Here is a 21741-nt window from a genome sequence, read left to right on the forward strand (position 1 = left end):
CTAACCACCTCCGATCGAAACGATAGCATCCGGCCAAAGCGCCATGTAGACGCGTTCCAGCCCAATATTCAGGACCAGGTCGATGATCAGGATCATGACAAACGAGTACACGAACGCATTCGTCGCCGCTTTACCAACCCCTTCGGCACCTGCGGTGCAGTAGAAGCCTTGATGGCAACTGACCAGGGCAATCACGCCGCCGAAAAAGACACTCTTGAACAGCCCGCAGAAAATATCCCACGAGCCCACAAAGACCTGTGAATTATACAGGTAAAAGTGCTTGTCGATGCCAATGATAATGACGCTATAGAAATAGCCACCCACGAACCCCATAAAGTCGGCCATCACCGTGAGGGCGGGAATGAGCAAAAGCATCGCCAACACGCGGGGCACCACCAGGTAGTGAATCGGGTTGGCCCCCATCGAGGTCAACGCGTCGATCTGCTCGGTGACTCGCATCGTTCCCAGTTCGGCAGCCATGGCACTACCGACTCGGCCTGCCAACATGGTGGCGGCCAACACGGGTCCCAGTTCGCGTACCAACGACATATTAATGACAGCCCCAAGCCGGGTTTCCAGACCCAGCTCGCGAAACTGATAGTAGCTCTGAACGGCTAGTACCATCCCGATGAACGTACCGGTCAAAGCAACCACCGGAAGGCTCATCACCCCTACCTGATAAAAGCTGGGCAGCAGCGTTTCTCGTTTGGGCAGTCGACCAAACGTCCAGACAATGGTTCGCCAGGCAAAGAGAGTCAGTTCGCCAATGGCCACAACACAATCGATAGCCACGGCACCCCAGTCGGCCAGCCAATTAAAGAGGGCCAATTGGATTGCGGCCAGCATCGAGTCAGGCTCGTGCTGCTGATCGCCGTTCGAGTTTTCAGCCGTCCCTGTGGCCAAAGTGCTTTTCTTTCCGTGCTAGCATTCTTCTCACGATAGCGCTATGCCGCTTCGTCTCTCTCATCATCGACGAAACCCACCCTGCGGCTTCAGTAAGTTGTAACGATTAGAGAAACTATTCGCACACTTATTAGCCATGCCCGCTAGCAAGAAACAAGCGTGCGTCTAAGGCTGAACAATTTACCGCAATCCGCGGGAATGCTATTATCAAGCGCAGACGGTCCGTCGATTATTTTCCGACGAATCCCACCTCAATTCACGTCGCGAGGGATATCAGTTCGCGGCGTCCCCTTCTCCCCTACAACACGAGGCCGCAGATCCACCAGGAGCGGCAATCAACCATGATGGCAACCTTACGGGCCATTGTTTCGATTCCCTTAGGTGTCGTTGTCGGCATGGCCATGATGGTCTTGCTGTTGACCCCCTGTTTTCTCATGTACCCGCTCCCGTCGGGAATTGACGTCAACGATCCAAACGATGCCGAAGCATTCGGCCGACATATCGCTTCCCTGCCCTTCACCGCATTCGCTTTGGTTTGGCTGGCCCACGCAGGCGGTTCGCTCAGTGGAGCGGCATTTGGCCGCTTGATTGAAGGGGGAAAAGTCTGGCGAGAATCGCTCGCCATCGGAGGTCTCTTCACGGCGATGGGAATCGTCAATGCCATTTCCATGGCATTCCCTTTCTGGTTCGTCGCCATCGATCTGGCGCTTTACCTGCCGGCGGCTATCCTCGGCGGCTGGGGCTCGGATCAACTGCTACAGAATCGTGAAGTCGCCAGCAGCAAATCAGCGGGCACTCACCGCGCATAAAAAAAGACCGAAGCCAATAAATTGGCTTCGGCCCTCCCATTCATCACTAACCGCGTTACGGCATGATGACCTTATCGATCACGTGAATCACTCCATTCGACGTGACGATGTCTGCCTTGACGACCTTTGCTTCATCGATCATGACCGCACCATCCTTTACCTGGATGTCGATCGTCGAACCTTCAACTGTCTTTGCTTCCGACAGCTTCATCGCATCCTTCGCCATCACCTTGCCGGGCACGACATGGTAGGTCAGGATCTTGACGAGCTTTTCTTTATTCTCTGGCTTCAGCAGAGTTTGAACGGTTCCTTCTGGCAGAGCTGCGAAAGCTTCATCCGTTGGAGCGAAGACAGTAAATGGACCTTTACTCTTCAGTACCTCAACCAAATCGGCTTCGGTAACGGCAGTAACAAGCGTTTTAAACGATCCCGCATCGACTGCGGTGTCGACAATGTCTTTGGAGGTCGGTACCTTTTTCGCTTCGTCTGCAGCACATTCGCTGGCGAACGTCGTCGAAGCAATCAACGCGAGGGAGCAAAGAGTGGCGAGAGCAATCTTGGGGAAAGCCATTGCAATTAACCTTTTGGATACAAATGGGAATTCAATTTCGGCAAATCCCGAAGCAAGGCGACTTCGCATCAATGCATCAGTCAACGCACTTAACTACCGGGAACACATGGACGAGATCTCGTGTTCTCGGTCTCTTACCGTGAGGAGCGCGTACGAATTAACGAAAGAATTTCGAAGAGCGTAAAAGTTAAACCGATCGGCCTAGATCGATACTTCGTCAAATGCCACTTCGTCCCCCATCTTGGGACGGAAGATCATCGTGATCTCGTTGCCGACTTCATTGAATCGGACTTCGTCCATGAAGGTACGAATCAGAAAGAGCCCTCGCCCGCTGGGCCGAGTCAGTTGCATCGGGTCCGCCGGATCGAACTCCTGGTGGTTCACGTTGAACCCAACTCCATGATCACGAACGATAAAGCAGACTTCTTCGCGACGACAAGTCAGCGTGAAATGTACGGTTCGATCGCGGTAGGGATCGATCTGCAGGCGACGCTCGGCCTCGGCATAGAACTTCTCAGGATCTGCCGCCCACAAATCCGAATCCATCTGCAAATTACCGTGGAACATGGCATTCCGCAGGGCTTCGTCCAAGGCCACGCCCAGCCGCACTAGTTCGTTTTCCGGTACGCTGCGAAACTTCTGTAGATAGTTCTGAACGTGCCCGGTCACGGCTCCAATCAGGCTCGCATCGTTGGCCAAGGTAAAGTGCGAGGTCGTTTCGTGCCAACAATCATCGAAGCGTTTGGCCACCCGCTCGTGGTGGGCCGAAGCCAAGACGTTGATCAGTGTCGAAGCAAGTTTCTGGATGAGATCCTTCTTGGGAACGTAGCTCGCGGCCCCCTGCCGCAATGCCTCGGCGGCGATCTCTTCACTTCCATGCGCGGTCATCAAGATGGCCGGAATGAACGGGTAGTCGTAACGCATCGCTTTGACCAGCTCTAACCCGTCCATGCCTGGCATCCGCAGGTCGGTCAGGACAATGTCAGGGTCTTCGGCAGCAATCATCTCGAGCGCTTCTTCACCACTCTCAGCGAAATGAATGGTCAGATTGCCGGCGTTGTTCTTCTGGAGAACACCACCCACCAGCGCACGATCAACGGCCGTGTCGTCTACGACAAGGATGGTGATTTCTTCGTACCCGGAGACAAAGATTCCACCACTCCGAGGATGAGCATTTTCCGAAATTTGAGTCGTCTCCACGGGCAGCCTTCACACGACTTCTTCACGACGATTGAACACGGCTCTAGCCGTAATCTCCTATTAAGCTCCTTAAGCTATCGCTCGGCGATGGATACCGTGTTCAGAGTTTGTAAAGATCCGATGAAGCCCGGGGGCGGCTCCATCGTTAGTCTTCATGCGCATCTGGCGAATACGAGGCGATCGCGTCGGCTTCGATCTTCTTGATCCAAGCGGACTTACAGTCCGAATAGCGGTGGGAGTCGCTTGGATGCTGCCGTTGGCACACTTGCTTCATCTGCTGGTACTGCAAGGCCAGGTCCAGATGTTTGCGCAGATAGTCCCGGAAGGCGAGATGCCGGACGATTTCGGGCGACCCTTCTTCGTAGCAGTGCAGCTGAACGAGACGCACGGACGTTTCCGGATCATCCAAGGTGCAGTATCGCCGCCCGGCCAGGCCTAGCTCACCCCACCACTGAAAGCCGAGTGATTCCAACTCGGTTCGACTTTGGTCAAGTTGCCCAAGATTTCCGACGACGGGAATCAAATCGATCACTGGCTTCGCGCAGATCCCGGCAATGGCTGTGGAGCCAATATGATGCACGGTAATCAGAAGCGGCCCTAGCATATCGGCCAGTCGGCGCGACTGCTGGGCCGCGAGCTCTGCCCACGCAGGATCGTGGGGAACCAATTCGACCTTGATCGGTGGGGGCATAGGAAATCGTCAACGCTACTCTTGGATCATGGGCCATTCACGATCCAAGAGACCGCTGCGGCAGTTTACTTCTTCCCTTTTTTCTTCTTCTTTTCGGGTTTGGGCAAGACGTCTGACGAAGTGGCCCAATCCCGCCACTGCTTCCGCATTTGCTCGGCTTTCTGCGGATTGCTTTCGGCCAGGTTGACTTGCTCGGTGCGATCTTTGCTCAGATCGTACAGTTCCCAGCCACCTCCCAGCCCCTGGCGGACCAGCTTGTCGTTGCCCACTCGGATGGCCGCGTTTCCTTCATGCTCCCAGAAGATGGCCCGCTCCGGAAAGCTTCCTTCGCCAGTTAACAACGGCTTTAAGCTTTGCCCTGGCATCGGCGTGATTTCGCGATCGCCGATGCTCTCTGGATACTTGCCCCCGGCCAGATCGACACAGGTAGTCATGATGTCGATCACATGCGTTGGCGTATCGATCCACTCCGACGACTGGGCTACCGTGGCAGGAATCCCCTTCGGCCAATGCGCGATCAGCGGAGTCGCGATGCCCCCTTCGTGGTTGTAATGCTTGTAAAGCCTGAACGGCGTGTTGTTCAAATGCGCCCAGCAGCGACCGATGAAAACATTCGAGTGAGGATCGCCAGGCGAGTCGCCATCATAACGACCGTTAACACCAGCTTCGGCATTCCCACCGTTGTCGGAAAGGAACAGGATCAACGTGTTATCGAGTTCACCTCGCTCTTTCAATGCAGCCGTCAAGTCGCCGATGCTCTTATCGATCTCGACGATCATCGCCGCATAGATGGCCATCATGTCGTCGTAGCGAGTCTTTTGTTCTTGCGACAGGCTGTCCCAAGCCGGCACCGGATCGGGGCGAGATTCCAACTGCCATTTTTTGTCGATCAAGCCAGCCTCAAGCTGTCGGGCATATCGTTCTTCCCGCAGTTTGTCCCAGCCTTGCATGTACTTGCCACGAAACTTAGCGATCGTTTCTTCCGGAGCCATGCACGGAAAGTGGGGAGCCACATGAGCAAGGTAAAGAAAGAACGGCTTGTCCTGTTCGATCGCTTCATCAATGAAACGCACCCCTTGCCGCGTCCATAAATCAGTGCCGTACCAAGGCGGATCGAACTGCGGGTCATCGCGCGAGACCTCTTCGCCATTCAGGTACATCTTGGTGCCACCCTTCGACCCGGTCTGGTTCGAGAAGTGCAAACCACCGGCCGGCAGGTTCAAGCTACGATCGAAGCCTCGCTTCCAGGGAGTTGTACCGTGCTCGAAACCAACGTGCCACTTGCCGGTCATGGCCGTGAAGTAGCCGGCGTGCCGCAGCACTTCAGCGATCGTTACATAATCGTCCGACAACTGACCACGGTACCCAGGGGCTCCCTGATCGGCCGTCATCCAGCCAATGCCGGCCTGATGCGAATAGAGCCCGGTCAAAAGCGATGCCCGCGTAGGGCAGCAGCGACCGGTGTTATAGAACTGAGAGAAACAAACGCCATCTTTGGCCAACGCATCGAGGTTGGGCGTCGGGATCTCGCTGCCATAAGGGCCGATATCGGAAAAGCCCATGTCATCAACCATGATCAGAACGATATTCGGGCGATCATTGGCCAGCAGAGACGCAGGAGCCAGTAAAACCAAACTAAGGACGAGCAGTCGCAGCATGAGGAGACCTCGAGGGAAGCATGAGACGGGGGCGGCGGCGTCAACCGCGGCAAGGCAGCTTCGAAATTGACTCATAAGCGCGCGGGAATCAATGAGATTACGCGTAGAGCTGGTAAGAATTATTGTCGCGCGACGCGATCTTTTCTGGCCAATTCTTCAGTCTTCGTCCCAGTTTTTCATCATCCGGTGCAAGATATCGCACTCGTGATACTCTTCACCGTAGGCATGAAAGCCGTACTTCTCGTAGAAGCCAATCTTGTCGGCCTGGGCACTCATGAACACGTGCGGCTTTCCCTTGGCCTTGAGGTCCGCGAGCACAAACGCTAACAACCGCCCGCCGATGCCATGACCTCGCGCGGCCTTCAGCACAGCAAACCTGGAAAGCTTGGCCCCTTCCTCTTTATGAATCACCCGCGTCGTCGCGACCACGCTGCCATCTTTCACGAGCACATAGTGATCGGCCGTCAGGTCGTACTCGTCCAGCTCTTCTTCAGCCGGAACTCCTTGCTCGGTGACGAAGACTTCCCGTCGCACGTTAAACGCAAGGTTAGCAAGGTCGCTAAAGACAGGGACTTGGAGGATCGTTTCTTGGCTCATGACAAGTTCCTCATCGGCTCTGCGAACCTACCGAAAGTGCCTCTCGAAGTTCATGAACGACGGCAACCGGATCCTCCGCCTTCGCCACGCATCCCGAAACGGCCACGCGTCGAATGCCTGCCGCGGCGACTTTCGCTACATTGCCAAGATCGATCCCACCAATCGCGAAGCCTGGTAGCGTGATCTCGCTCGCGACTTCACGTAATAGCTCGACGCCGGGAAACGAATCGAACGTTTTCGTTCCGCTGGGAAAGGTCGGGCCAATGCCGATGTAGTCGGCTCCGTCACGGACCGCTTGCCGGGCTTGTTCAATGCTATGAGTCGAAACGCCCACCAGCTTGCCCACGCCCAGTACACTACGGGCCTGGCTGACGGTGAGCTCTTCCTGACCGACGTGCACGCCATCGGCACCGCTGACCTTGGCCAGGTCGGCTCGATCGTTGAGGATCATCTTGGTTCTCGTGCCGGCGGTCCGCTTACGCAAGACATCCGCTCGCGCTAAAAGCGTGCGGTCGTCCAGGTTCTTATCGCGCAATTGAATGACGTCGACTTCCGCTTCGACCAGCTTCGCCACAAAAGTGTCGAACAACTGTCCATCGGCGCGGCCATCGGTCAGCACGTAGATCGATACCTCGGAAAAGGCCTGACTGGCGGTGACCGTGGTCATCACCATCTTTTCCAGCGAATAGGTCAGGTAGCGTGCTCGCTCGAACGAGGCGGCCACTTCTCCGTCGACCAGCTTGGCATGTTCTTCCAAACTTCGCAGGGCTTGCTGCAGACGTTTGAAGTTGGCTGTCAAAAGATCCGCCCAGTCAGCCCGGGCATGTTCCAGCTTCCCCTGCACAGTCGTTCCGACATCGCCGAAGGTGTCTCGCGACGCAATCGCCTGCGACCGATCGAATCGCTGGAGGGTACTGTCCAATTGATGCCGAAGCGATTTCAGCTCGGTCGTGAGAAACGAATCGTTTTGACCGTAGCGGACGAAGTCTTCGATGACGCGTAGCCCTTCACTGGCCCGGTTGGCGGCGGCGTCGAGGGTGCGCCAAAGCGAAATGTCCATCGATGGCGGTAAGCCGCCACTGGCCAGATTGTCGGGGTCGGTCATGAACTTACTGATTATGCGGAACGATTGGCCCAGGCAATTGGTGCGTTTTCGGCCGGTTTTGTGGCTCGTGAAAAGATAATTCTTCACCGAATGATGGGCTAGTAACGATTGCGGGATGCTCCTAGTTTAGCTAACTGCAAGCACTCTGCCGACTTACCTTGCTCCCCCTGGTTTCTGAAGTTACAATTCCCCGGCGTTTCCTAGCGGATCCGGTGCTGAATTGCCAGCGACCTACCGCACATTACGGAATAGTAAGGATGCTATCAACGCCATGGATTACCTGCCTGTGGCCGGGGCTCAGCGAGCTTTGGGTACGCGGGCGCTGGACTGGACTGGTTTGGGCTCTAGGATTCACGCTACTACTCAATGTGGCGTTGGTTTCCAAAGGAGTTTGGCCAGAGCTAGGTAATGTCTGGGTTCGTAGCGGACTCTGGTATTTCGTCCTTGGCTTCTGGCTGATAAACGCAGGGTGGATGGGCTTCCGAATTGCCTCTGGCAGTTGGGATGCCATAGATGCCACCATCGACCAACTCTACCAAAGCGCCCAAACTGCCTATTTAAAAGGTCAATGGTACCAGGCCGAGGCAGTATTACTAAGGCTTCTACGGCGCGAGCCGGATGACGCGGAAGCGCTCCTACTATTAGCAACGCTCAAGCGACATACGAAGCAATTTGATGAAGCGCATCAGACGCTCGAAAAATTAGAGCGGCTTGATGCAAGCCGACGTTGGTGGTTTGAAATCCATCGCGAAAAGCAGCTTCTAGCCGATCGAGAAGAGGGGGAATCGGAAGCCCACGTCGAAGCATCCAAACCTTCGACAGAAAACTTGGGTGAACAAAACGCGGAGAGTGGCGAACCCAGCCTACCGGAAGCCGCGTAATTGTGAGACAACATAGAGTTGGAACGACAGTAGTTGATGCAGTCGCCAACTCGAAATGAGGACGGATGACCATGTACGAACGATTTACAGATCGTGCTCGCAAGGTGATGCAGCTGGCCAACCAAGAGGCCCAGCGGTTCAACCACGAATATATCGGCACCGAGCACATCCTTCTGGGCTTGATCAAAGAAGGTAGCGGCGTGGCGGCTAACGTCTTAAAGACGTTGGAAGTCGACCTGCGGAAGATTCGACTTGAAGTCGAAAAGCTAGTCCAGTCTGGTCCCGATATGGTGACCATGGGCAAGCTGCCGCAAACGCCCCGAGCCAAGAAAGTCATCGAGTATTCGATGGAAGAGGCTCGCAACTTGAACCATAACTACGTAGGCACCGAGCACATCCTGCTGGGTCTTCTGCGAGAACAAGAAGGCGTCGCCGCTCAGGTTCTGATGAACTTGGGTCTGAAGCTGGAAGACGTTCGCGAAGAAGTCCTCAACCTGCTGGGCCACGGAATGGAAGGCGACAGCAGCCGCGAAGGTCGTGGCGAGCCTGGCGGTGCTTCCGAAACCGGTGGCAACCCCGGCAAAGGCAGCAAGAGCAAGACGCCTGCTTTGGATAGCTTCGGTCGTGACCTGACCGAACTGGCCAAGCAAGGCAAGCTCGACCCGGTCATCGGTCGCCAACGCGAAATCGAACGAGCCATTCAGGTTCTCTGCCGACGTACCAAGAACAATCCGGTTCTGTTGGGTGAAGCAGGTGTCGGTAAGACGGCCATCGTCGAAGGTTTCGCCCAACGCGTGATCGACGGCGACGTGCCGGAACTGTTGGCCGAAAAACGAATCGTCGTGCTCGACTTGGCGATGATGGTCGCTGGTACCAAGTATCGCGGTCAGTTTGAAGAGCGGATCAAGGCCGTGATGAACGAAGTTCGTCGTGCCAAGAACACGATCCTCTTCATCGACGAACTTCACACCCTGGTGGGTGCAGGTGGTGCCGAAGGTGCCATCGATGCCGCCAACGTGTTGAAGCCGGCACTGGCTCGTGGCGAAATCCAATGTATTGGTGCGACCACCCTCGACGAGTACCGCAAGTACATCGAAAAGGACAGCGCCCTGGCTCGACGTTTCCAAGAGATTCAGGTCGATCCGGCCTCGAAGGACGAAACGGTCGAGATCCTCAAGGGTCTACGTGATCGCTACGAAGAACACCATAACGTTCAGATCACCGACGACGCCATCGTCGCGGCGGCTGAATTCTCGGATCGATATATCACCGGACGCTGCCTGCCTGACAAGGCGATCGACGTGATCGACGAAGCGGGTGCTCGCGTGCGGCTTCGCGTGATGACCCGTCCGCCGGATCTCAAGGAAATCGACGAAGAAGTCGAAACCTTGAACCGCAAGAAGGAACAGGCCGTCGCCGATCAAGACTTCGAGAAGGCAGCTTCCCTGCGTGATCAGGCCGACAAGCTGAAGAAGAAGAAGGAAGACATCGTCAAAGAATGGCAAGCCAAGAGCCGCCAGAAAGACGGTGTGGTCGACGAAGAAGTGATCGCCGAAGTCGTCAGCAAGATGACCGGTATTCCGCTGACTCGTATGTCGACCGAAGACAGCATGCGTCTGATGCAGATGGAAGACGTTCTGCACAAGAAGGTCATCAGCCAAGACGACGCCATCAAGGCGATCTCCAAGGCTGTTCGCCGTAGCCGTAGCGGCCTGAAGGATCCGAAGCGTCCAACTGGTACCTTCGTATTCGCTGGTCCGACCGGTGTCGGTAAGACCCTCTTGGCCAAGGCCCTTGCTGAATTCATGTTCGGTGACGCCGATGCCTTGATTCAAATCGACATGTCCGAGTACATGGAGAAGCACAACGTCAGTCGTCTGATCGGTGCCCCTCCAGGATACGTTGGTTACGAAGAAGGCGGTCAGCTGACCGAGAAGATTCGCCGTCGTCCTTACGCGGTCGTGCTGCTCGACGAAATCGAAAAGGCACACCCGGATGTCTTCAACATGCTCCTGCAAGTGATGGAAGAAGGCCGCCTGACCGACAGCTTCGGTCGTAACGTCGACTTCCGGAACGTGATCTTGATCATGACCACCAATGCTGGTGCCGGCGCGATCAAGAACGAATCGGCTTTCGGTTTCCAAGCTCCTGATGAAGGTGCCGAATACGAAAGCATGAAGGTTCGCGTGGAAGAAGAAATCGGTAAGGTCTTCCGCCCTGAATTTATCAACCGCTTGGACCAGGTCATCATCTTCCATCACCTGACGAAGGAAGACCTGAAGCAGGTCATCGACCTCGAACTGGCCAAGGTTCGCGAACGTCTGCAGGAACGTGGTTACAACCTCGTCCTGACCGACGCCGCCAAGGAACTGATCATCAAGCGGAGCAACCAGTCGGACAAGGGCCAAGACTTTGGTGCCCGACCACTCCGCCGTGCAATCGAAAACTCGATCGAAGATCCGCTCTCCGAAGAACTGCTCAAGGGCGAGTTCCAAGGTCAGGACACGATCACGGTCGATGCCATCGCCAACGACGAAGGCAAACTGACTCGCTTGGACTTCAAGGGTTCGATCCAAGAACCCGAAGCCGAAGAAGCAGTCGGTGCCGGCAGCGGCGGCGAAGGTGGCGATTCGAGCGACGAAGGCTAAGCCTGACTCGCCGGTTCCTAGTTAGAAATTCAAAGAGCCCCGCATCCAATCGATGCGGGGCTCTTTTTTTGTATCTCCATCAAGATCTTGATAGAAAGCAGGGATCACACCTCCTCATCAACCGTCAAAAGCTTCGACCTTCATGTCCACGAATCCTTATCAATCACCCCAAGCGGAAAGTGCGTCTCTCGAAACGCAACCGCCACTACGGCGCGAAGTATTGAAGTCGGTGCGCGTGGCAACCATCTTATTGACGCTCGCTGGGGTGTTTAACTTCTATTGCTTTTGCGTCCACGGCAGGACGTTGTATATCGGCACTCCGACCCCCTCAATGGTCGACCTCACAGAGTTCGCCGCAGGCTGCGTGGGGATCGGACTCATTGCGGTCGTCTGTTGGTTTGCGTTCTTACCCGTTCTCGAATTCCTAAGTCGAATGATCCATTCGATCGTCGCACGTAATACCGATCCCAAGCAGTGGGACGAGGCGCTCTACGCCAGCTTAAAACCCGCCGCACTGCTCGCCATCCCAGGCATGATGCTGTGGATCATCTGGGTCATCGGCTTTTACTTCCTGGGGGCCAACTTCTTTGTGATCTCCTATGCCGTGGGTATTCCGTCGCACATTTTGGCGGCCTGTCTCTATGTGCCGCTCCTGTTTCGCTGGTACAAATTATGGCGCAGTAGCGTTCCCCACACCGACAGCGAAACCAGTTGACGTTCTCCAGGAAGCTTCCCCGTCGTGACTATTTTGATCAAAAACTCATCCGCGTTACCCGTTGCATCATGGACGGCGCTAGCAATGCTTTGCCTGACAGCTCTCTTCGTCGGCTGCGACATGCCGGTCGATCCAGAAATGCAGTTGCACGAGGCGAAGCCGAAGTTGGACCTGCTGCGTCTGGACTTCGATCGCAGCGAGGTTCAAGTCGACGTCCACGTCAAGGACCACCTCTGCGTATACAACGACCTGCGAATGATCACCCTTGCTCCGATCACCGGTGAGACACTTCTCAACACCGAGTTAGTCCTCAGACGCATCATCCGGCAAGGCGGGGAGACGTTTCAGTCCAACTCAACCGCAAGCGACTCGGAGAACGTGAAGGTGTATCGGTATCTTCGTGGTGTGAAGAATGAGAATCTCGCTGCTCAGGGAGATTACCTGATCAACATCGATGGTTACTGGCTTTCCGCCACTGCGTTTCCCCAAAGCGCGTTGTCAGACTTCGATCAGCGGGCAATCGACAAGTTCTTCTACTCTCTGAAGCTGTTGGATCAGCCGGAAGCAGATCATGAAGTCCTGCCGGCCTGGAAAGAGTACCAGCTAACCAGGACGGCCGATTCGCCGGATGGGAAGTTCAGCCTGTACATGGACCCGGCTCCGATCTGCCTGGGAAGCTATGAAGAATACCTGGCTCGGCTCGATGCATCCTCCTCCTTTCGCGACCTCGCGTTCACCGAGGAAGACTATGCCAACGGCGGACGATTGATCGGCAACGAACTCCTCGAGTTCTACTCGAAAGACGACCCGTCTGGGGTACGCATCGATATCTGGCTCGATCGCAAGCCAACCCACGACCTGGATGCCGAAAAGGTCTATTCCAACACACTGACGATTAACAAATCACCCGTGAGTATCTGGTCGTTTGATGAACCCTGCACGCTAGAGATTAAACCGGGCCGCTACGATGTGGACGTCGTCCTGGTGAACCGTGGGAAGTACTCGGAAGTGTTTCTATTCGAGCGTGAAGAATTTCAGCGCGACGACCTGGAACGCTACGAGATCTACCTCACGCGGGTCGAAGACGCACCGAAGTAGTTCAACCGCCGGTGTCGTTTCGATTTTCAGTGTTGGTCAGCATCGCCACATACCTTTCGACCTGTGCTTGCGAATCCCAGATGGGCAGCCAGTCTTCGTCGGTGGCCATGCGCAAGCGGCGAATCACCTCCGGGCTGTAAACCACCTTGGCCCGCCAGTTGGTGATGTGCTTGGCCGGGATGATCATCGTGACAAATTCGCGAGACCCACGATGTCGGCCGATCACCTTCACGCGTTCGTAGCCATCTCCCCACTGCGCCGGCAAGCAGTAGACCTTCGTTCCTGGCGAGAAGTGCTCCGTACCGCGGCGAGTTTCCAAGCCGCCCTCTCCATACGAACGCTGCTCGACAATATTGCCAACCAGACACCACTGGGAATCGAGATGCTCGTTCGTATCGCTGATGCTAAAACTCTGAATAACACTGGTCACGTTCTACGGTTCCACGAAAAAACCCCACGTCGAATAGACGCGGGGCTCTTAAAAATGTTCACCGAAATGTAGGTGCGTGAAACGCAGCAGATCACATCATATGGCTTGCTGTTGTCATTCGGTTGAGGAGCCGTTTTCCTCGAGCAGCAATCGGCGAAGCCCGAGCAGCGACGAGATATTGTGCTGGACGTAATCGATCTGCACTTCCCACTCTTCCAAACTCGCCCGAAAACCACCGAGTGCCTGATCAGGCCGGGGAAGATACATCACGTTTTCGGGAATGATCTGGCAGCGAAGCTGAAAGCCGACCATCAATTTCAACTGTTGCATGTACGGCATGTGGTCCCAGTGGTTTCGCTTTGCCAGGCAAGTGAACGCCACGACAGCCTCGGCCCGTGTTGCTGTCGATGTCGAGCGAGGCGGCATATAGTACGAACCGATCCATTCCGGTTGCGGCGACTCGACTCGCAGCAAGTTGCCCATCGCGTCGGAGATCTTCTTGGCGTGATTCGCAAAGCGGAGTTCGTCGGTCAGCTTGGTGAACTCGTTCATCGCGATGCAGAACCAATGGTCGTGCGGAAGCTCTGCCAGGGGGACATCCTTGTCGCGCACGTTAATCAGATAGTCGGCACCACGCTCAACGATTTCAAACCACGGCCCCTCAGGATCGGCCATTGCCAGTCGAGATAGGGCCAGCATCGCTTCGCCTGGATAGTAGGGCGATTCGTACTGCAGAAAGTCGGGATCATCCAGGTGATACGACGAAAAGAAGTGGCCGTCAGGCTGCTGCAAGAACTCGGTAAATCGGCCGAATTGCCGTAGTTCCGGTAGCCAGACGTCGTCGCCGCTGACTTCCCGATACTTGAGCATCGCCAGCATGATCAGCGCGGCCCCTCCCAGCTTGGCTTCGCGATCCGGCGAGACAACCACCCGCAGCTGATGATCGTGTCCCGGTAGATTTAATTCGTGGCAGTGATGCGTCAGCAGAAAGTCGATTCCTCGCTTCGCGCACTGAAGATAAATCTGCTCAGGCTTCGGCTTGCCTGACTGCTCGGCATGCTGATTGACGGCCTCTTGCAGTTCCAAAAGGGCGTAGCAGGTACCCGCATGCCGCAGGAAGTTGTAATCTGCATTGGCCTGGTTGGTCTGTGGATCGTAGTTGTAGTCGAACTTGCCATCGAGCCGAATGTGCCGCACCAGGTAATCCCCACCGGAAGTCGCGGCGGCAAGCAGTGATTCGGGCGAGACCTCGTACGTCAGACGATTTCCGAAGTAAAGTTCGACCGGATCACCGGAACTCGATTCCACCCAACTCTCGTGCGAGAAAGGCCGGGTGCCATTGCCACCGGAAAGCGATTGCGGCCGACCATCTTCCGGCAGGTATAACAGATGATCGCGTGCGAACCACAAGCCGTACGGTCCGTTGATCAGCCGGATGGGACCGCGGCCTTCCGAAGCTGCTTCGTCATTGAGCCTGACGGCGACATCGACTCTCAGGCGTCCTTCTTTCAGGTCGATCGATGTCACCTTCGCGCGCAACTTATCAGCTGCCGCACGAGTAGCCGCTTCGACACTTGCCCCTAACCCAAAGCTAACCACCGCCGTCTGGGTCGGCCGCGACAAGCTCAGGTACACCACGCACGGCATTAAGTTCGATACTTCGGTAGTGGATGCCTGATCAACGGCGGCCACGGGTGCGGCTAGACGCTGTCGGGCTAGCTGTAACGTTGCCGCGGCATCGAAGGATTGATTCTTCTGTGCGTTCTCTTGGGCAACGGACGTCCGCGGCGGAAGACCGCCAGGCAGAAGCACACAAGCGACCAGGCCTACCGAGGCTATCTTCCAGAACGTTTTGCCGAATCGCATTGCGGCCTGCTCTTTCTACGCGAGAAATTTCCACCAATCGCCGCTGGAACATACGTGGCAACGACACCCGCAAAGATACCGGTCTGGCCGGGTAGCTCAAAGATGAATCGTCGAAGTTCTGTTTCCCCCACGAAAAAAGGACCCACATTTGCTCGATGCGGGTCCTCGTTGGGTTCATTTCCATGCGGCAGGCAAGCGGCCTACGGCAGGTCGACCGTCTTCAAGACAGCCGGTTGGCCTTCGGCCTTGGTGACGATGACCGCCGTGGTGTCGTTCAGCTTGTCCAACTGCACAACGCCTTCCCAGTCGATCGCCTCAAAGGTTTGACCGGCGGTGCCGCCACCTTTGACAGGCTCCGTCAGGCCTTCTTCGCGTTCGATGTCCTTGGTACTGACCTTCATCACACCGCGGGCACTGTTGGCCATCAGCAGGTACTGCTGACCGTCCTTTTCGTACACAACCATGTCCAGCGGCTTGTTGCGGTTACCCAGTTCGGCAACGGTCGTTCCGCGGTAGGCCTGCTTCGCCTTAGCGATTTCGCCCAGCGGGAACTTCACCAGCGGCGTGCAGGTAAAGCCGGCCAGCAGATGCGGCTTGCCATCGATGGTGAAAGGAACGAATACCCGTGCGACGGCGTCGTCTTCATAACGACCATGGGCGGCGTGATAGATTTCGATTGGCATCGCACTGCCCTGCTCCTGGAACGGATAGGCAATCGAATGCACGGCGGCGGCTGCATCGCCCGTTACGCGACCAGTGACAATCACCTGGTTGTCGACGTAAGCGATGTCCGTGATCGATTCTTCACGACGATTGCCACGACGGCGACCTTCGCCCACGACCTTGTCTTCTGGAGCGTTCGCCAGCTCGGCCACGGCTCGTTTGACCTTGTCCAGGGCAACTTGTTCCAGCTTGTCACCGTTGACCTGCACGATCGCGGCCTTGCCGTTTTCGGTGACGGAAAGATAGATTACGCCGGTGTCAGGGCTCACGGCCAGATCGGCCACTTCAATCCCATCGGGAATCGGCAGTTCCAATCTCTCAGGCGACTTGGTCGCCGACTTATCCAACTGAACGGCATAGACCGTGGCGGCCTTGGGATCGCCGATGATCAGCACATTATCGGGAGCGAACGAAAGCGGCCCGGCCGATTTCAAATTCACTTCGCCGGTTGAAAAACCCGGCAGATCGACGGCCAGAACCAAGCTGGCACACAGCATCCAACAACAACTAGCGGCAGCAACCAACGACAAGCGTCGCATGAGCATCTCCTCTTTGGGCAGACAGTGGGGGAAACGGATTAATCCGAACATCCGCGCAAGGTCTAGTTGAACGGTTTGGCAAGCGGGATGCAAGGATATTTAGCCACAGAGGGCACAGAGGCTAACCCCACTCACTCTTCCGCGTTGGAGAACGTCCCCACCAGTTCCCCCTGGGTGACCGTGAACGAGAGGTTGGCGTCTTCCATGCTGGCGGCCGGGACCAGTTGTTCGTCAATTTGTTCCAGCAGGGCTCGGATGCCGGCTTCATCGGTCACCTTCGATGCGACGAGAAACAGGTTACCGGCAGCGGTGCCGTCGGCCAGGAAATGGAGGTCGATCATGCCCATTTCTTCGCTGCCATCATCGTGCAGCAGGAAGCGTTCGGAACTCGACGTACGAAAGATGCGGATGAACTTGGCTTTCATCGTGGGGGCCTTTACCAGAATGACTCTTTCTTCTTCAGTTTCTTCGCAGGCTTCTTTTTCGGGGTCTCTTCCGAGTCGTCTTCATCGCTGCCGAACCACTCGTTCCAGAGGCCCGACAGGGACTTGGTCGACTTGTAGTACCGTGCTCCGGTGCCTGGCACGCTTGCCGAAACATACTTCCGCCCGTTGGCACTGTACCCGGCACGCAGGCCTTTCACACCAAACGAGAACCCGACCCCAGACTTGCTGAGATTGATCCGTAAAGGACCGAATGTATACGACTTACGAAAGGAAAAACCCATGGCGAGTTCTCCGAAGACTACCAACCTGTTTGTGCCGAGTCAGCATAGCCCGATCGCTTGGCGGCCACAATCATTTTATCGCCAAGCTCGACAAACACCTCGTTGTGCAGGTTTTGACTCGCCCCGTGAAGCGCTATAATCGGCGGTACCTCACGGTGTGCGGTTTCACTAGCCTCCCTACCCTCAAAAGGAATCGGTAGATGCCTCGTAACTTCGCCCTGCTTCTTTCCGTGCTGGCGGTCATCGTCATGACCCTGCCGCTGCAAGCTGACAACTGGCCTCGCTTCCGTGGACCTTCGCAGGCCGGGATCGCCAGCGTCGACTCGGTTCCTACCGAGTGGAACGACACCGAAAACGTCATCTGGAAGACCGACCTGCCAGGCCCAGGTGCCTCGAGCCCGGTCGTCTTCAACAATCGCATCTACGTTACCTGCTACACCGGGTACGGCCTGAATGAAGAAGAGCCTGGCGACAAGGCCAACCTGAAGCGGAACTTGGTCTGCGTCGATCGCGAGAGCGGCAAGATCGTCTGGAGCAAAGAGATCCCCGCCGATCCCGAGCACACCAAAGACTTCAGCGGGTTCGTGGCCCTGCACGGTTTTGCTTCCAGCACGCCGGTAGTCGACGAGACCGGCGTCTACGTTTACTACGGCACCACCGGGGCCGCCGCCTACGATCTCGACGGCACCCATCGCTGGACCCTCAGCCTGGGTGACAAGACCCATGGCTTCGGCACCGCCAACTCGCCGGTCCTTTACAAAGACCTGGTCATCCTCAACGCTGGTGTCGAAGGCAATGCGATTGTCGGCCTCAACAAAAAGACCGGCGAAGAAGTCTGGAAGCACGAAGGGGTTAACCGTTCGTGGAACACGCCTATCCTGGTCACCGCCGGCGGTCGCGATGAACTGATCTACAGCGAAGAAGGCGCCGTCCGTTGCCTCGATCCCAACACCGGCGACGAGCTGTGGCACTCAAAGGGAATCGACGACTACATCTGCCCCAGCGTGATCCCCGTCGGCGACGACATGGTAGTTGCCATGGGTGCCCGCAAGAACACGACTATTGCTATCCGCACCGGCGGCAGCGGCGACGTGACCGACAGCCACCTGGTATGGGAACTCGACAAAGGCTCGAACGTTTCGTCCCCCACCTTCCACGACGGCCACCTGTACTGGGTGAGCGAAAGTAAAGGGATCGCCTACTGTGCCGACGCCAAGACCGGTGAAGTGGTCTACCAGGAACGCATGGAACCACGCCCGAAACTGATCTACGCCTCGCCTGTGGTGGCAGGTGGCAAGTTGTACTACGTCACCCGCGAAAACGGTACTTACGTGATCGAAGCCACTCCCGAGTACAAGCTGGTCACGATCAACAAGTTCGAAGAAGACGACTCGATCGCCAACGCCAGCCCTGCGATTGTCGACAACAAGATCTACCTTCGCACGAACAAGGCGTTGTACTGCATTGGGAAGTAAACTCCCCGATATTATCCGCCGCTAACTTGATCGGATGGCTATCGGGACCTTCGCCCGGTAGCCATCTTTTTTTAGGAGCCGCAATCATGGACAAGCATGCCAGCCTCATAGCCAAGATCCAGGGCTTCCTAATCGCGATGGAGCAGATCAACGTCAAAACGAATCATGGCTACACCTTTAGTATCGATCCCATTTCGCCAAATCCCGATCCAGCGGTCTGCATTACCAACGCGTTGAATGATCAGTCGATCGAATTCACCGATTTAAAGCTGGAACATCTCGATCCCTGGCGACCAGCCGTGAAAAGTTGCCTATCCCGCTGGCTTCTGCAATTTCAAGAACCCGAGAATTGTGATCGTAGCCTTTGGAATCACGAACACCTGGTCGAGGTCGACCGGAAGCAGTTGCTTCAACCACCTCTGGAGTGGCTGAATGCTCTTGTTGGCACGTGCGATGTGTATGAGTTCACGATGCATCCGGTCGACTTCTACGAATGCGACTGGAACGACTTCTTGATCCACTCCGCCGAATCGGCGTATTGGCTGCATCTGGGCGTTTCTGACTAGAGCCGTTTTCAAAGCCTCATCTCGGCCACCTCGAACACATCCGCCTGGTCGGCCTGCGCGGACATGGCATTCTTTCGGTCGTAACATTCTCCGGAATCTATTGGTGGGCGTACCCATCCTTGCGGTAGACTGAATCCATGGAAATCGAGCTTCCTCAGGCACCTACGCTCATCCGACCTGGGATCGATTTCGCAGATTTCTCCGAAAGGAAACTCGCGATGCGTGCCCTATCGATTCTTGCGATCTTGCTTGTCTGTCCCATCTTGGGCTGCGCTGGTTTCGAGCATCCCCTTTCTCCCTTGGATGAGGCTTCTTTTGACGACGAAGTTCACGGAACGTGGGTAATGGAATCGGAAGACGAGGAAGGGAATGTTCATCGCGCCTTCGTCCATATCGGCAAGGCAGCCAGCCTGGAACCGGATGACAACGATGCCAATTTTCGCACCGGTAACTGGCAAGATCGCAAGGCTCCCTATCCCTACAAGAACTTCACGCGGATCGTGTCGGTCAGTCACCAATCGGATGGCCATGTCAAATCGTCCAGTTGGCTGGCCTTTCCTACCAAGATTGGCAAGCAGCGATTTGCCAGCGTACCCATGTTTGAGGAGGGAAAGATTGCTGGCTATTACTTTTGGTTTTACGAGCTGAAAGACGATCACCTCACGATCTGGACCGATACCGACGACGACAAAATCGAAAAGCTTCTGGAGTCCGGCATCCTGAAGCGAAAGAACTCGGCAATCACCAACGATACGGACTCGCTGCGGAAGCTGTTGGAGGCCAAAGGGGGAGAGATCTTCTTCACGGATGAGCCAAAATGCGTCCTACGGCGACTCGAAAGCAAAACAGAGTGATGGAATCCTTCGCTAACGCCACACTGTCCTACTGAGGACATGAAGCAGCCGCGGTACGCTTGTGTGCCACTGCCGCCCCCGGCAGTGGAAAGCTGGTACCCGGATTCCAACGCCAGGCATTCCAACGCAGGGCACCGCGCGACACTCAGGCCCGACAAAAAATTCTCAGATTAGCTCTTCAGAAGAGAACACTTGATCTCTAAATTGAAGAAACACCCTGCGAATCACTCTCGATTCCAGGACCCGGGCAACAACTCCCCAGGTACCACGCCAAGTCTTCTTGGGCGTGCCAATAGCTACCGACCCAATAACGGGCTAACGATTCAATCGTCACCAATCCCAATCTCTGTGTGCCACTGGCCTCTGGCCAGTGCTATTGCATCGGGATTGGGTTGGATATTGTGTTCCCAATTCACACTGGCCAGAGGCCAGTGGCACACCATCAACGCAACGATCTGTCATGTCCCATCACCACGCACTACAACCGGAAACACAGGGAGCTGGCTCAACCGAGCACGCTCCCCAGGTTGCCGTGCGCGATGGCAACCGACTTCGGTGCCCCTGCTGTGGGGAAGTGTTGATGATCCTTGCGGATGACGAGTCGAGTGAGGAACCCGCGTCATCGCCAAAGCCTCCGCCATTCAAAACGCCCCGCATGAGACCTTCCCCTTGGGAGGCCATCGCTCGGCGGCAAGACGCGCAGAAAGAAGCCGCGTGGGAGGCCTACTGCCAGGCCGAGAAGGCCCAGCGAGAGGCCCTGCATGCTCAGTTTCTGGAGTCAGACGACCCCGAGTTCTGCGCGGACTATCTGACGGAGCCGATCGATCCCGAAGTCGCAGGCTATGAATTCCCCGAGGAAGATCCACCGCAGCTACCCAGTCCGAAGAGGACCAGGCCGCCGCGTGCACGAGACTCGGAAACAAGTCGCAAGCAAAAAGCCCCTCGATACGATCTGCACCTGAAAGAGCCGTACACCTACCAAGAGAAACGCTACCTGGCATGGTCCTACTACCGACTGAAGCTTCAGGACCTGGAACTTCAGGAGAAGATACACGTGAAGCAGGCCAAGATCGACCGCCTGCGACGCGAGCTGGGTGGTGTGCTGGAAACGCCTTTGTACGAACAGCACTTGCCAGAGGCGAACGTGCCGAAGGTACGGCCACGTGTCGAGGTGGTCGAGTTCGACCTCCTCTTCTGGCTGGACCAAGTAAGTCTCATCGATGAAGAGCGCGCCCCAGCCAACTTGGGCGTGGCCCCCGAGACCAACCCCGCTAACGAACGCGGGCCACCAGCATAATTTTGTCCCCTCTCCCTCGCAGAGAGATCGCTATGGTGAGGGTTTCCTGAGCAAACTTCACCCGACAACGGCGGACCGAGTTCCACGCCCATTGGAACCCCGTTCGCGCCTGTGCCTTCACCGCGCGAAATGCCCCCTCACCCTAACCCTCTCCCCGCAGGGGCGAGGGGACTGGAGCGCGGGTGCGTGGTCATAATCCGCCGGGTAGCACGCCGAGGCTTGTTTCGGCGTGCGTTCGCCCTATGCGCGTCGTTGCACAACACCCTACAGAACTAGGCCCGACAACTGAGCCCATGTCCCGGCACTAGGTTTACCGCTGGCGGTTGGTCTGGTATTTTGGGCTCTTTAACGCAAGGTGTTCCAATCGCCTTAAATCGCTTATCGCAAC

The 21741-nt window shown here is 56.2% G+C and carries 21 protein-coding genes; 9 read left to right on the forward strand and 12 right to left on the reverse strand.

Annotation, left to right across the window (positions count from 1 at the left end):
* Nucleotides 1-846, reverse strand: a complete 846-nt coding sequence (locus PSR63_RS06355) for an MlaE family ABC transporter permease (RefSeq protein ID WP_274334298.1) — start codon at nt 844-846, stop codon at nt 1-3.
* A 398-nt stretch (nt 847-1244) separates the two neighbouring features.
* Between PSR63_RS06355 and PSR63_RS06360 the strand changes: the two genes are divergently transcribed.
* Nucleotides 1245-1712, forward strand: coding sequence for a hypothetical protein (locus PSR63_RS06360; protein ID WP_274331712.1), 468 nt, complete (start codon nt 1245-1247; stop codon nt 1710-1712).
* A 55-nt stretch (nt 1713-1767) separates the two neighbouring features.
* Here the strand turns inward: PSR63_RS06360 and PSR63_RS06365 are convergent, their stop codons facing one another.
* The 6 genes from PSR63_RS06365 to PSR63_RS06390 form a co-directional block, all read right to left on the reverse strand.
* Entirely contained in the window at nt 1768-2283 is a 516-nt protein-coding gene (locus PSR63_RS06365) for a fasciclin domain-containing protein (protein WP_274331714.1), read from the reverse strand.
* 201 nt (nt 2284-2484) lie between these two features.
* Nucleotides 2485-3483, reverse strand: a complete 999-nt coding sequence (locus PSR63_RS06370) for a response regulator (protein ID WP_274331716.1) — start codon at nt 3481-3483, stop codon at nt 2485-2487.
* Nucleotides 3484-3628: 145 nt separating this feature from the next.
* A complete protein-coding gene (locus tag PSR63_RS06375) occupies nt 3629-4174 on the reverse strand; it encodes a GrpB family protein (protein ID WP_274331718.1) in 546 nt (181 codons plus the stop codon).
* Nucleotides 4175-4239: 65 nt separating this feature from the next.
* On the reverse strand, nt 4240-5832 hold the full coding sequence (locus PSR63_RS06380) for an arylsulfatase (RefSeq protein WP_274331719.1): 1593 nt from the start codon (nt 5830-5832) through the stop codon (nt 4240-4242).
* Nucleotides 5833-5988: 156 nt separating this feature from the next.
* On the reverse strand, nt 5989-6429 hold the full coding sequence (locus PSR63_RS06385; RefSeq protein ID WP_274331720.1) for a GNAT family N-acetyltransferase: 441 nt from the start codon (nt 6427-6429) through the stop codon (nt 5989-5991).
* 10 nt (nt 6430-6439) lie between these two features.
* Nucleotides 6440-7534: a thiamine phosphate synthase gene (locus PSR63_RS06390; RefSeq protein WP_274331722.1), complete on the reverse strand. Its 1095-nt coding sequence runs from the start codon at nt 7532-7534 to the stop codon at nt 6440-6442.
* 257 nt (nt 7535-7791) lie between these two features.
* Between PSR63_RS06390 and PSR63_RS06395 the strand changes: the two genes are divergently transcribed.
* The 4 genes from PSR63_RS06395 to PSR63_RS06410 all read left to right on the forward strand — a co-directional run bounded on the left by PSR63_RS06395 (nt 7792) and on the right by PSR63_RS06410 (nt 12876).
* Complete coding sequence (locus tag PSR63_RS06395; protein ID WP_274331723.1) at nt 7792-8415, forward strand: tetratricopeptide repeat protein; 624 nt, start codon at nt 7792-7794, stop codon at nt 8413-8415.
* A 71-nt stretch (nt 8416-8486) separates the two neighbouring features.
* Entirely contained in the window at nt 8487-11063 is a 2577-nt protein-coding gene (locus PSR63_RS06400; protein ID WP_274331725.1) for an ATP-dependent Clp protease ATP-binding subunit, read from the forward strand.
* Nucleotides 11064-11205: 142 nt separating this feature from the next.
* Nucleotides 11206-11778, forward strand: coding sequence for a hypothetical protein (locus tag PSR63_RS06405; RefSeq protein WP_274331727.1), 573 nt, complete (start codon nt 11206-11208; stop codon nt 11776-11778).
* Between the two features lie 84 nt (nt 11779-11862).
* Nucleotides 11863-12876 carry a hypothetical protein gene (locus tag PSR63_RS06410; RefSeq protein WP_274331729.1) on the forward strand — a complete coding sequence of 338 codons (1014 nt, stop codon included), beginning with the start codon at nt 11863-11865 and terminating at the stop codon, nt 12874-12876.
* Between the two features lies 1 nt (nt 12877).
* Here PSR63_RS06410 and PSR63_RS06415 read toward each other — a convergent pair whose 3' ends face one another.
* The 5 genes from PSR63_RS06415 to PSR63_RS06435 form a co-directional block, all read right to left on the reverse strand.
* Entirely contained in the window at nt 12878-13306 is a 429-nt protein-coding gene (locus PSR63_RS06415) for a hypothetical protein (RefSeq protein WP_274331730.1), read from the reverse strand.
* 114 nt (nt 13307-13420) lie between these two features.
* On the reverse strand, nt 13421-15172 hold the full coding sequence (locus PSR63_RS06420; RefSeq protein WP_274331731.1) for a hypothetical protein: 1752 nt from the start codon (nt 15170-15172) through the stop codon (nt 13421-13423).
* A gap of 200 nt (nt 15173-15372) precedes the next feature.
* A complete protein-coding gene (locus PSR63_RS06425) occupies nt 15373-16434 on the reverse strand; it encodes a hypothetical protein (protein WP_274331732.1) in 1062 nt (353 codons plus the stop codon).
* A 131-nt stretch (nt 16435-16565) separates the two neighbouring features.
* Nucleotides 16566-16859 (reverse strand): hypothetical protein, encoded by a 294-nt coding sequence (locus tag PSR63_RS06430; protein WP_274331734.1) that lies wholly within the window; start codon nt 16857-16859, stop codon nt 16566-16568.
* 11 nt (nt 16860-16870) lie between these two features.
* The gene (locus PSR63_RS06435) at nt 16871-17161 is read right to left on the reverse strand and encodes a DUF4236 domain-containing protein (protein ID WP_274331736.1); all 291 of its coding nucleotides are present in this window, start codon (nt 17159-17161) and stop codon (nt 16871-16873) included.
* Nucleotides 17162-17361: 200 nt separating this feature from the next.
* Here PSR63_RS06435 and PSR63_RS06440 point away from each other — a divergent pair, with 200 nt between their 5' ends.
* The 4 genes from PSR63_RS06440 to PSR63_RS06455 all read left to right on the forward strand — a co-directional run bounded on the left by PSR63_RS06440 (nt 17362) and on the right by PSR63_RS06455 (nt 21353).
* Complete coding sequence (locus tag PSR63_RS06440) at nt 17362-18636, forward strand: outer membrane protein assembly factor BamB family protein (RefSeq protein WP_274331738.1); 1275 nt, start codon at nt 17362-17364, stop codon at nt 18634-18636.
* 86 nt (nt 18637-18722) lie between these two features.
* Nucleotides 18723-19202: a hypothetical protein gene (locus PSR63_RS06445; protein ID WP_274331740.1), complete on the forward strand. Its 480-nt coding sequence runs from the start codon at nt 18723-18725 to the stop codon at nt 19200-19202.
* A 218-nt stretch (nt 19203-19420) separates the two neighbouring features.
* Entirely contained in the window at nt 19421-20056 is a 636-nt protein-coding gene (locus PSR63_RS06450; protein WP_274331742.1) for a hypothetical protein, read from the forward strand.
* 460 nt (nt 20057-20516) lie between these two features.
* Nucleotides 20517-21353: a hypothetical protein gene (locus PSR63_RS06455; protein ID WP_274331744.1), complete on the forward strand. Its 837-nt coding sequence runs from the start codon at nt 20517-20519 to the stop codon at nt 21351-21353.
* Nucleotides 21354-21741: the final 388 nt, after the last annotated feature.

This window comes from Bremerella sp. P1 (assembly GCF_028748185.1).
GTDB lineage: Bacteria > Planctomycetota > Planctomycetia > Pirellulales > Pirellulaceae > Bremerella.